At 71.9% G+C, this 11,425-nt stretch carries 9 protein-coding genes; 6 read left to right on the top strand and 3 right to left on the bottom strand.

What is annotated here, in order from left to right; genetic code table 11:
• Positions 1-1,710 (top strand): MDR family MFS transporter, encoded by a 1,710-nt coding sequence (locus KZI27_RS05290; RefSeq protein WP_261784105.1) that lies wholly within the window; start codon positions 1-3, stop codon positions 1,708-1,710.
• Positions 1,711-1,724: 14 nt separating this feature from the next.
• Positions 1,725-2,225 (top strand): flavin reductase family protein, encoded by a 501-nt coding sequence (locus KZI27_RS05295; protein WP_222659695.1) that lies wholly within the window; start codon positions 1,725-1,727, stop codon positions 2,223-2,225.
• Positions 2,226-2,353: 128 nt separating this feature from the next.
• Here the strand turns inward: KZI27_RS05295 and KZI27_RS05300 are convergent, their stop codons facing one another.
• Together KZI27_RS05300 and KZI27_RS05305 are read right to left on the bottom strand one after the other, a co-directional pair.
• A complete protein-coding gene (locus tag KZI27_RS05300; RefSeq protein WP_222659697.1) occupies positions 2,354-2,941 on the bottom strand; it encodes a TetR/AcrR family transcriptional regulator in 588 nt (195 codons plus the stop codon).
• Between the two features lie 76 nt (positions 2,942-3,017).
• Positions 3,018-5,228: an MDR family MFS transporter gene (locus tag KZI27_RS05305; protein ID WP_261784106.1), complete on the bottom strand. Its 2,211-nt coding sequence runs from the start codon at positions 5,226-5,228 to the stop codon at positions 3,018-3,020.
• A gap of 96 nt (positions 5,229-5,324) precedes the next feature.
• On the opposite strand from KZI27_RS05305, the gene KZI27_RS05310 reads away from it, so the two are divergent.
• The 3 genes from KZI27_RS05310 (at position 5,325) to KZI27_RS05320 (ending at position 9,289) form a co-directional block, all read left to right on the top strand.
• A complete protein-coding gene (locus KZI27_RS05310; RefSeq protein ID WP_222659698.1) occupies positions 5,325-5,789 on the top strand; it encodes a MarR family winged helix-turn-helix transcriptional regulator in 465 nt (154 codons plus the stop codon).
• Positions 5,790-5,894: 105 nt separating this feature from the next.
• The gene (locus KZI27_RS05315) at positions 5,895-7,712 is read left to right on the top strand and encodes a DEAD/DEAH box helicase (RefSeq protein WP_222659700.1); all 1,818 of its coding nucleotides are present in this window, start codon (positions 5,895-5,897) and stop codon (positions 7,710-7,712) included.
• A gap of 248 nt (positions 7,713-7,960) precedes the next feature.
• On the top strand, positions 7,961-9,289 hold the full coding sequence (locus KZI27_RS05320) for a fibronectin type III domain-containing protein (protein WP_222659702.1): 1,329 nt from the start codon (positions 7,961-7,963) through the stop codon (positions 9,287-9,289).
• 318 nt (positions 9,290-9,607) lie between these two features.
• Here the strand turns inward: KZI27_RS05320 and KZI27_RS05325 are convergent, their stop codons facing one another.
• Positions 9,608-10,534 (bottom strand): NAD-dependent epimerase/dehydratase family protein, encoded by a 927-nt coding sequence (locus KZI27_RS05325; RefSeq protein WP_222659704.1) that lies wholly within the window; start codon positions 10,532-10,534, stop codon positions 9,608-9,610.
• 124 nt (positions 10,535-10,658) lie between these two features.
• On the opposite strand from KZI27_RS05325, the gene KZI27_RS05330 reads away from it, so the two are divergent.
• A complete protein-coding gene (locus KZI27_RS05330; protein ID WP_222659706.1) occupies positions 10,659-11,399 on the top strand; it encodes a TetR/AcrR family transcriptional regulator in 741 nt (246 codons plus the stop codon).
• Positions 11,400-11,425 lie beyond the last annotated feature (26 nt).

The following is an 11,425-nucleotide window of genomic DNA, read 5'->3' on the forward strand; positions in this document are numbered from 1 at the left end:
GTGACCCCGGCCCGTCGGTGGCTCGCACTCGGCGGGCTCTGCCTCGGCTTCTTCATGCTGCTGCTGGACAGCACGATCGTGTCCGTCGCACTGCCGGACATCGGCAGCGACCTCGGCACCGACGCGTCCCTGTCGGTCTGGGTGAACAGCGCCTACCTGTTCGCGTTCGCGGTGCCGCTCCTCGTCGCCGGACGGCTCGGCGACCGCTTCGGCCACCGCCGCGTCTACCTGCTCGGGCTCGCGGTGTTCACCGTCGCGTCGATCGGCTGCGCGTTCGCGCCGGGCATCGGTGCACTCGTCGTCTGGCGCGCCGTGCAGGGCGTCGGCGCCGCGCTGCTGACGCCCCAGTGCCTGACCGTCATCCGTTCGTTGTTCGAACCGCCGCAGCTCGCCGTCGCGCTCGCCGTCTGGAGCGCCGGCGGTGGTGCCGCGACCGTCGCCGGCCCGATCGTCGGGGGCGTGCTCGTCGAGGCGTGGGGGTGGCCGTCGGTCTTCCTGGTGAACGTCCCCGTCGGCATCGTCACCGCCGTCGCCGTGCTCCGCTTCGTACCCGTGTCCCGACGCATCGCGGTGCCGCTGCCGGTGCTCGCCGTCGTCGGGGTGACGGCCGGGGTGTTCGCGGTGGTCGTCGGTGTGCAGGGGACCGGTGACGGAGTGCTCGCCGCACCCCTGCCGCGGGTCGGTCTGGTGGTCCTCGGCGCGCTCGTCGTCGCCGCGGTGCTCACCGTGCAGCGCCGAGCGGGCGACCGGGCACTCGTGCCGCTCGGGCTCTTCCGCGACCGCGGGTTCGTCACCGGCTCGTGGGGAGCGACCGCCGCGTCGTTCTGCGTCGGCTCTGCCCCGATCCCGCTCATGCTCGACCTGCAGGACGGACGCGGACTCGGCGCCGGCGCAGCCGCCCTGGTGCTCGTGCCGATGGGGATCGCCTGCCTGGCCGCCGCACCGTTCGTCGGCCGCACGACGAACACCGCGGGCCCCCGCGCGACGGCGACCATCGGTGCCGTCCTGCTCGTCGTCTCGGTGGCGCTCACCGCCGTGCTCATCGGGACGTCGGCTCCGCTCTGGGCGGTCGCGGCGGCGTTCACCGGCTTCGGGGTCGCGAACGCGTTCGTCTGGTCACCGTTCTCGCTCGCAGCGGTGCTCGGCGCCGGCCCGGCGACCATCGGTGCGGCGTCGAGCACGTTCAACACCGTGAAGCAGCTCGGCGCCGTCCTGGGCAGCACCGTCACCGCTGTGCTGCTCGCGGTGTCGACCGACGCGGTCGCCCTCGGCGCCCTGGCGCTGGCGGCACTCGGGGCGCTCGTGGCGGCGGTCTCCCTGCCGAGACGGGCACCGGCGGTCCTCACCGGCGCGGTCGTGCACGGCGCCGGCGTCGGCCACGGGCTCGGGTTCCCGACCGCCAACCTGCTGCCCGACGACGGCCGTACGGTCCCGTCGGACGGCGTCTACGTCGGGTGGCTCACCGCGCCGACGTGGCCCGGGACGCGCGAGGCCCTCGTGTCGATCGGCAGTAACAGCACCTTCGCCGACCGGCCGCGCACCGTCGAGATCCACGTGCTCGACTTCGACGGTGACCTGTACGGCACCCCCGTCGAGCTCACCGTCGGCCGTCGGCTCCGTCGGCAGCGCACGTTCCCCGGGCCCGACGCCCTCGTCGCCGCGATGCGTGCCGACGAACGACGTGCCCGCTCCCTGCTCGCCCGCTCCTGAACGAAGGAACCCCCATGCAGCACGAGTTCGTCGGCGACCCTCTCGACATCCGCGAGGCGATCGCCGAGATCCCCTCGGTCGTGGCGGCCATCGCCGCCCGGGTGGCGGGCGCGCCGGTCGTCATGGTGGCCACCTCGTTCACCGTCGGGGTCTCCTACGACCCGCCGCTCGCGACGATCGCCGTGCAGCACTCGTCGACGACCTGGCCCGACCTGGCGGCGGCGCCGGTGCTCGGCATCTCGGTCCTCGCCGAGGGGCACGCCCAGCAGACCCGGCAGCTGGCCTCCCGCGACCGGGCGCAGCGACTGGTCGGTGTGCCGCACGTCGACACCGGGTCGGGGGCCGTGCTGCTCGACGGTGCGCACTCGTGGTTGGAGTGCTCGGTCGAGGCCGTCCACCGTGCCGGCGACCACGACATCGTCGTGCTGCGGGTGCTCCGCTTCGCCCGCGACGCCGCGAACGCCGCGCTCGTCTGGCACCGGCCCGCTCGGCGTCGAGTCAGCGCCACCACCTGACGTTCTTTCCCAGAACGCGTGCGATGGAAAGCGGAATCGGGCGTACCTGGTCAGAAGTTCTGACCCGGTACGCCCGAAACGACCGAGTACGCGCGGAACGACCCCGCGCGGAACGGCCCGCGGGGGCGTCAGGCGGCCAGCGCCGCCATCTCGCGCACCACGGCCCGGAGTCGCACGGCGAGCTCGTCGTTGCTCCGCACGGAGTCGCGGTGGGCAGCCTCGCTGAGCGCCGACATCACGAGCGTCACGGCCGTGCGTGCGGTCTGCTCGTCGGTGCGGGTGCCGACGACGCTGAGCAGGGACTGGCGTGACTCGGCCATCCACTGCATCACCATCGACGACATCTCGGGCCGGAGCACGAGCAGCTCCTTCATCCGCCGGCGGTCCTGGGAGAGCGGAACGGTCGCCGCGATCAGTGAGCACAGGTCGTCGACCAGGCCGCCCTGGGCCTCGGCGAACCACACCGCGGAGTGCTCCGGGACCTCGACCGAGTCGAGCCCGAGTGCGGCGTGCGCCTTCGACGAGAAGTAGTTGAAGAACGTGCGCGGGGAGACGTCGGCGTCGGCACAGATCTGCTCGACCGTGACGCCGTCGAGTCCGTGCGCCGACACCAGGGTCAGCGCTGCGTCGTGCAACGCCTGGCGGGTCTGCTGCTTCTTCCGTTCACGCAGCGTGCACGGCTCCGTTGCCGTTGCCGCTGCCGGGGTGGTGATCACGGGGACTCCTGGTGTGGTCGGGGTGGTGGGAGGGGCGCCCGCCCGGAAAGGGGGCACGGACGGACGCCCCGGTCGGTCACCGACGGTGCGTCGGTGTGGATCCGGTCGGGCCCGAGCCCGAGCCGGTGGGCACCGAGCCGGTCGGCACGGACCCGGTCATCGGACCGGTGAACGAGCCGGCGTCGGCCGCGGCAGCACCGGCCTCGGCCTCGAGCTGCGCCTCGGCGGACAGGTCGGCGCGCTCCTGCAGGGCGGAACGCTGGCGCAGCGGCGGCACCCGGAAGAACCAGGTGAGCACGAACGCGAGCAGGATCACGCCGAGGCCGACCCAGTAGATCGTCACGGACGAGGCGTTGAAGCCCGCCATGAACGGCCGGGTCAGGTGGCTGTCGGCACCGGTCAGGAACGAAGTGTCGTTCGTGCTGGTGGCGCTGTCGCTCGTGGTGTTGCCGTCGTCGATCTTCTTCGCGAGCTCCGGGGTGAGCTCGTCGACCCAGTAGGAGCGCTGCGAGGCGTTCGACCAGTCGACGGACACGGTGCCGTCCTGCACGCTGGCGTGTGCCTGGTCGGCGACCTGCTCGAGCGCGGACTGCTCGGCCGCCGGCGTCGCCGCGGCGACCTGCTGGGCGATGACGGACCGGGCCGAGGCGGCGGGGACCGCACCGGCGGCGACCTGCTGCTGCACGGCTGCCGTGACCTGCTCGGTGACCGCGGCGTCGGCGGCCTGCGTCGCCTTCGCGGAGGCAGCGTCGAGCTGCGACTGCACGGTCTTCGTCAGCGGTGTGACGACGGGCGTCCAGATCTTGTCCATCGCGCCCTGGTTCGCCTTCGCGCTGGCGACGGTGGGGTTGAGCGCGGCGTCGAGTGCGGGGCCGAGGTCCTTCTCGTTCGCGGTCGCGTGCAGGATGTTCGCCGGCATCACCGAGAACAGGATGGACAGCAGGACCGCGGTGCCCAGCGTTCCACCGATCTGGCGGAAGAACGTGGCGGACGACGTGGCCACACCCATGTCACGGGCCTCGACGGAGCCCTGCGACGCCAGGGTGAGGGACTGCATGACCGAGCCGAGTCCGAGACCGATGAGGAACATGCCGATCATGAGGAACCAGAGCGGCTTGTCGATCGACATGAAGGTCAGGACGACGTAGCCGGCGGACACGAGCGCGGTGCCGATGACCGGGAAGATCCGGTAGCGGCCGACGCGGGCGACGATCTGACCGCTCGTGATCGAGGCGATCATCAGTCCACCGACGAGCGGCAGGGTGGCGAAGCCGGACTCGGTCGGGGTGAGCCCGACGACGATCTGCAGGTACAGCGGGATCGTGAGCATCGCGCCGAACATCGCGAAGCCGACCAGGAACCCGATGACGGTCGCCATCGAGAAGGTGCCCGAGCGGAACAGCTTGAGCGGGATGATCGCCGCGTCGCCCATCTTCGACTCGATGAGCAGCAGCCCGATCAGGCCGACGACACCGACGACGTAGCAGGCGATGGCGGCGGGGGAGCCCCAGCCCCAGATGCGGCCCTGTTCGGCGACGAGCAGGAGCGGCACGAGGGTGACGATGACGGCGGTCGCGCCCCACCAGTCGACCCTGGGCTTCGCGTCGTCGGCACTGTGCACCTTCGGCAGGTGCAGGAAGACGATGACCATGAGGAGCGCCGCGACGCCGATCGGCACGTTGATCAGCAGGACCCAGCGCCACCCGGTGATCCACAGGATCTCGGAGGACCCGGCGAGCAGACCGCCGATGAGCGGGCCGATCACCGACGAGATGCCGAACACGGCGAGGAAGTAGCCCTGGTACTTGGCACGTTCGCGCGGGGCGAGGATGTCGCCCATGATCGCCAGCGGCAGCGACATCAGCGCACCGGCGCCGATGCCCTGCACGGCACGGAAGGCCGCCAGCATGAGCATCGAGGTGGACATCGACGACAGGACGGCGCCGAGGATGAACACGACGATGCCGAAGATGTAGAGCGGACGGCGGCCGAAGATGTCGGAGAGCTTGCCGTAGATCGGCGTCGCGATCGTCGAGGTGATGAGGTAGGCGGTCGTGACCCAGGCCTGCTGGTCGAGGCCGTGCAGGTCGTCGCCGATGGTGCGGATCGCCGTGCCGAACACCGTCTGGCCGAGGGACGACAGGAACATGCCCGCCATCAGGCCGTAGATCACGAGGAGGATCTGTCGGTGGGTCATCAGGGGCTGCTGGCCGGTACCGCCGGAGGCTGCTGGGGCCTCGGCGCTGTGCCGACCGTGCTGCACCTGGACGGGTGCGGTGGCGGTCATCGAACTCCTTTTTCGTGCTGTGTAACTTTGCAGACCGCGCAACGATACATCTGTTGCTTCCGACAAGCAACTAAATGTGGCCGCTACGCTGAGCGCATGTCCGACGACCGGCGCGCTGCCGAGCGACTCCTGCGATCCCAGCTCGACCGGCTGTGGGTCCGACAGACCCTGCGCTCCTCGCTCATCGAGTCCAGCGGCGGACTCGACCCGACGGCGCGCGTGATCCTGCGGGCCGTCGCCGGCCACGGACCCGTCCGGGCCACCGCCATCGCGGACGCGACGGGGTTGTCCCGCCCGGTGATCAGTCGCCGGGTCGCGTCGCTGATCGACGCCGAGCACCTGGTCGGATCGCCGGACCCCGCCGACGGCCGCGCCACACTCGTGTCCCTCGCGCCCGCGGGCAGGCGACTGCTCGACCAGCTCGACGCGGCCGGCGCCGAGGTCTTCGACGACCTGACCGAGGAGTTCGCCTCGGACGAGCTGCGCTCGCTCGCCGAGATGCTCACGCGGCTGAACGACCGGGCCGACGCGGTCCTCGGGATCGGCACCACACGCCCGTGACGTGACCACGACGGGACCGGGAGGCACGGGTCGGGCCCGCCCCGCGCCTCCCGTCCGCATGCCCTCCGGTCACTGCGGTGCGTGCATTCGAGATACCGTTGGTGTATGAGCACGGACACCGCCACCACCACCGAGACCACCGACGAGGGGCCCGTGGTGACCTTCGCCGATCTCGGCCTGAGCGACGCTGTGCTCAAGGCCGTCAAGGACATCGGGTACGAGACCCCTTCCGCCATCCAGGAAGCCACCATCCCCACGCTGCTCGCCGGCCGCGACGTCGTCGGCCTGGCGCAGACGGGTACCGGCAAGACCGCGGCGTTCGCGCTGCCGATCCTGTCCCGCATGGACTCGGGCAGCAAGAAGCCCCAGGCGCTCGTGCTGTCGCCGACGCGTGAGCTCGCCCTGCAGGTGTGCGAGGCGTTCGAGCAGTTCGCGTCCCACATGAAGAACGTCCACGTCCTGCCCGTCTACGGCGGCCAGGCGTACGGCGTGCAGCTCTCCGCCCTGCGCCGTGGCGTCGACGTCATCGTCGGCACCCCCGGTCGCATCATGGACCACCTGGCGAAGGGCACGCTCGACCTGTCCGAGCTGAAGTACCTCGTGCTCGACGAGGCCGACGAGATGCTCAAGATGGGCTTCGCCGAGGACGTCGAGACGATCCTCGCCGACACCCCCGACGACAAGCAGGTCGCGCTCTTCTCGGCGACGATGCCCGCGCAGATCCGGCGCATCTCCCAGCAGTACCTGACGGACCCGGCCGAGATCACCGTCAAGACCAAGACGAAGACCGCCGCGAACATCACGCAGCGCTACCTGATGGTCTCGTACCCGCAGAAGGTCGACGCGCTCACCCGCATCCTCGAGGTCGAGGACTTCGAGGGCATGATCATCTTCGTCCGCACCAAGAGCGAGACCGAGACCCTGGCCGAGAAGCTCCGCGCCCGTGGGTACGCCGCAGCCGCCATCAGCGGTGACGTCGCCCAGGCCCAGCGCGAGCGGACCGTCAACCAGCTGAAGTCCGGCAAGCTCGACATCCTGGTCGCGACCGACGTCGCCGCCCGTGGCCTCGACGTCGACCGCATCACCCACGTCGTGAACTACGACATCCCGGTCGACATCGAGTCCTACGTGCACCGCATCGGCCGCACCGGTCGTGCCGGCCGTTCGGGTGACTCGATCAGCTTCGTGACCCCCCGTGAGCGGCGCCTGCTCTCCGCGATCGAGCGCCACACGAAGCAGCCGCTCACGCAGATGCAGCTGCCGACCATCGACGACGTCAACGAGACGCGCCTGACCCGCTTCGACGACGCGATCACCACGGCGCTCGAGGACCAGGGCCGCATCGCCGCCTTCCGCGACGTCATCGCCCACTACGTCGAGCACCACGACGTCCCGTCGGACGACGTCGCCGCCGCCTTGGCCGTCGTGGCGCAGGGTGACTCGCCGCTGCTCCTGACCGCAGCCGACGACGCCCTCCGGACCCAGATGGAGCGCGACGCCCGCCGTGGCGAGCGCGACGACCGCGGCGGACGCGACGACCGTGCCCCGCGCAGCGACCGCGGCGGCGACCGCGACCGCGGCCCCCGTCGTTCGCAGCCCATGACCGCCTACCGCATCGAGGTCGGTCGTCGGCACCGCGTCGAGCCGCGTCAGATCGTCGGCGCCCTCGCGAACGAGGGCGGCCTGCGTCGCGACGACTTCGGCGCGATCCGCATCCAGCCGGACTTCTCCATCGTCGAGCTGCCCGCTGACATGGACGGTGGCGTGCTCGATCGTCTGACCGACACCCGGATCAGCGGCAAGCTCATCGAGATCAAGCCCGACCGCCGTGGTGGTGGCGGTGGTGCTCGTCGCTACGAGGACCGCGACCGCGCCCCGCGTGGCGACCGCGACGACCGTCCGGAGCGCAAGCCGCGCTACTGACGCGAGCCGCGTCCCGGACGCGACCCCCTTGTGACGGGAGGCATGGTGCCAGCTGGCACCGTGCCTCCCGTCCGTCGTCCGGTCGCGTCTCGTGCCGTGGGTCGCCCCAGACGGCGGCCGTTGCGTCACCACGCTTGCGGTGCGGGGAACCGCACATCACGCCCGGATCGGTTCCCCTGGTGCCCTGGCGGTGCTGTGATACCTGCAGCCGTGACGCAGGGAGCCGCGGGGAACGCAGGGGAACGAACGTGTACCGAGCACTCATCACCGTCGCAGCAGCGGCGGCGCTCGTCATCGGGGGAGTGGCGCCGGCGACGGCTGCCCCCTCGTCCTCGGCGCCGGGCGCGCCGACCGCCGTCCGGGTCACCGGAGCCGGCGACAGCGCGACCGTGACCTGGGGTCCCCCGAAGTCCGGCGCGAAGGTCACCGGCTGGAAGGTCACGATCTCCCCCGCGCAGCACCAGCCCGACCAGGGTGTCGACCGGCTGCCGGCGAAGGCGCGGTCCGACCGCTTCGGTGACCTGACGCCGAAGACGACCTACCGCTTCTCGGTGCGCGCGATCGGCGCGAAGAAGACCGGCCGCACGATCCTGGTCCGCTACACCACGCCGTCCGTGGTCGACACGACGCAGTCGCTGTTCGCCCTCGACGCGTCCGGCAACGTCGTGCGGTTCGCCGAGGACGGTTCCGGCACCGGGAAGGTCGTCGCCGCGAAGGGGACGGGCTTCGCCGCGGACGACGTCGGTGACGTGTTCACCCCCTCGGCGGACCTGACCTCGATCCTGTTCCACCCCGCCGACGGCAGTGCGGCGCGGACGCTGGCGACCGGGCTGCACCTGACCCCCGACCTGCGCTCCGACGTCGCCGGCAACCTGTACTGGATCGACTCGGTGACGGGTGCGGTGCAGAAGCTCCCCGTCGGCAGTTCCACCGCGACGACCGCGCTCGACCTGAGCGCCTCGGGCAGCGGCCAGCGGTTCTGGACCGTCACCCCCGACGGCAAGGTCGTCGTCTTCGGTGGGACGGCCGGCAACTCGTGGGTCACGGGGACCGGCATCGCACCCCGCTCGCTCACCTCGACGTCCGGTCTCGGCATCGGGTACCCCGCAGCCGTCCTGGCCGACTCGCACGGCAACGTCTACCTCGACATCCGTTCGCCCGGCGCCGCCGGGTCGTGGGCCTGGTACCTGCTGAAGCCCGGTGCCACGGCACCGAGCGTCATCGAGCCTCGGCTGGCGTTCGAGTACGGTGCCGCGAACGCGGACGGGTTCTCGCTGCTGCAGTCCGCCGAGTGGTGCGCCGCCCCTGCCGAGTACCCGACCAGCCCGACCGGGTGCAAGGTCGACCGCACGATCCCGGACAAGCTCGTGGTCGGTTCCGGTGGGACGTCCACCGTGGCGGTCTCGGGCATCACGGCCGGGTCGCGCGGCCCGAACACCGGCGCGGCGGCCGACGACGGCGACGTCTTCGTGAACGTCGACAGCGGGCCCTCGGCCGGGCTGTGGCGCGTGCCGGCCTCCGGCGGGGCTGCGCAGCAGTTGTCGTCGGCGCAGTACTCGCGGCTACTGGTGATCTGACCGGCAGACCGAGGCAGGACGGGGTGGGACGCAACGGCGCGTCCCACCCCGTCCTGTGTCGTGGGTGCGGCGGGCGGCGCGGGCGTGCGGGCGTGCGTGCGTGCGTGCGTGCGGGCGTGGTGCGCGGGCGTGCGGGCCCGAGGTTCCGAAATCTTGGAGTGTCGGCGCTCCCTCGGCCGGTCCGTGGAACCTCGGCGGCACACCGGCGGCGTGTTGTGGAACCTCGGCGGCACCGGCACCGGCACCGGCACCGGCACCCGGCACCCGGCACCAGCGAGACCGCCCGCCGCCACCGCCGCCCCCACAACCCATCCCCCCTCACGCAACCCCGGCGACGGTCCGGCGGCACACCTCGTCCCACGGGGTCGGCTCGATGCCGAACCACGTGCGGCTCTCGGCGTCGTCGACCACGTACGGCGCCGTCCACTGGTAGGTCATGTCGGCGAGCTCCCGCATCATCGGCGACACGAGCCCGAGGGCACGGATCGCGGCGGCGGGCACCCGTCGGACGGGCACGGGCGGTTTGCCGGCGGCGGCGAGCACGTCGGTGAGCGCCTGCCGCTGGGTGCGAGGGGCGTTGCTCGGAACCATCCACGTGCGGCCGAGCGCGCCCTCGTCGGAAGCTGCCGCCACCAGGGTCCTGGCGACGTCGAGCACGTCGGTGAAGGTGTGCGGCAGGTCGGTCCTGCCGATCATCGTCACGGCCTTCCCCTGCAATGCGGCCGGCAGCACCCGCGTGATGTGTCCGTTGGCCCCGATGCCCGGCCCGACGTAGTCCGAGGCCCGGACCTCGACGGCGCGGACACGTCCTGCGCGGTGCGCCGCCAGGGCGTCTGCCCACAGCCGGGCGCGGAGGATCCCCTTGTGGTCGGTGGCGGCGTCCGGGGTGTCGGGTCGCATCGGCCCGTCGACCGGACCGTACGGGTACAGGTTGCCGGTGATGGCGTACACGGCCCCGGTGTGTTCGGCAGCGCTGAGCATCGACGCGGCGAGCGGCGGCCAGGTGCGTTCCCACTGCGTGTAGTCGCCGGGGTTCGCGCAGTTGTAGAGCACGGCGGCGCCGTCGGCCGTCCGGGTGAGCGCCTCGGCGTCGGAGGCGTCGAGTGCGACGTGCCCGACTCCCGACAGGCCGGTGTCGCGACCCGAGCGGGTGACGACCGTGACGCGCTCGCCGCGTTCGGCGAGCAGCGTGGCGACGTGGCGGCCCACCGGGCCGGCGCCGATGACGAGGTGGTGGTGCGACATGGTCCCTGCTTCCGTTCGGTCAGCGAGAGCGGTGCTCTCGCCACCAGGATGCATGCTGGAGCACGAAAGAGCAAGAGCACTGCTCTCGTTTGTGTGCAGTGCTCTCGTGTGGCAGGGTGACCGGATGGCACCGACAGCACGCGAGCTCGCCCGGCAGACGGTCCGGGCGGACATCCTCGCCGCCGCGCGCACCCGCCTCACCGACGAGGGCCCGGCGGCGCTCAGCCTGCGAGCCGTCGCCCGCGACGTCGGCATGGTCTCGTCGGCGGTGTACCGCTACTTCCCGAGCCGCGACGACCTGCTGACGGCGCTGCTCATCGTCGACTACGACGAACTCGGCGCAGCGGTCGAGGCCGCCGACGCCGCGGCCGGACCGTTGCCGGGCGCCCGCTGGGTCGCCGCGTGCCGTGCGATCCGGGCGTGGTCCGTCGCACACCCGGGAGACTTCGCGCTGCTGTTCGGGTCGCCCGTGCCGGGCTACGCCGCGCCCCGCGAGACGGTCGCGCCCGCCGCGCGGACGACGCTCGCGCTCGTACGGGTGGTCGCCGATGCGGTCGCGTCCGACGGTCCCGTCACGTCGTCTCCGGGATCGGACGGGAGGCCCGGATCACCCACCGCGCCCACGGCGGCTCCCGGGGCGGCCGGCCCCGCAGTCGCGGAGGCCCCGGCCACCCTGCGATCGTTCGGCGTCACGCTGCCCGACGAGGTCCTCGTCCGCACCCTGATGGCGTGGTCGACGGTGTTCGGCACGATCTCGTTCGAGCTCTTCGGCCACTTCGTGGGCTCCGTCTCCGACGGCGCCGCGTACTTCGACCAGGTGATCGCCCGCCTCGCCGACGACCTGGGCTTCGCCGCCGCGTTCTGACCTGCACGGCGGGTGGACCCCGGCCG

This window comes from Curtobacterium sp. TC1 (assembly GCF_019844075.1).
In the GTDB taxonomy this organism is placed as follows: Bacteria; Actinomycetota; Actinomycetes; order Actinomycetales; family Microbacteriaceae; genus Curtobacterium.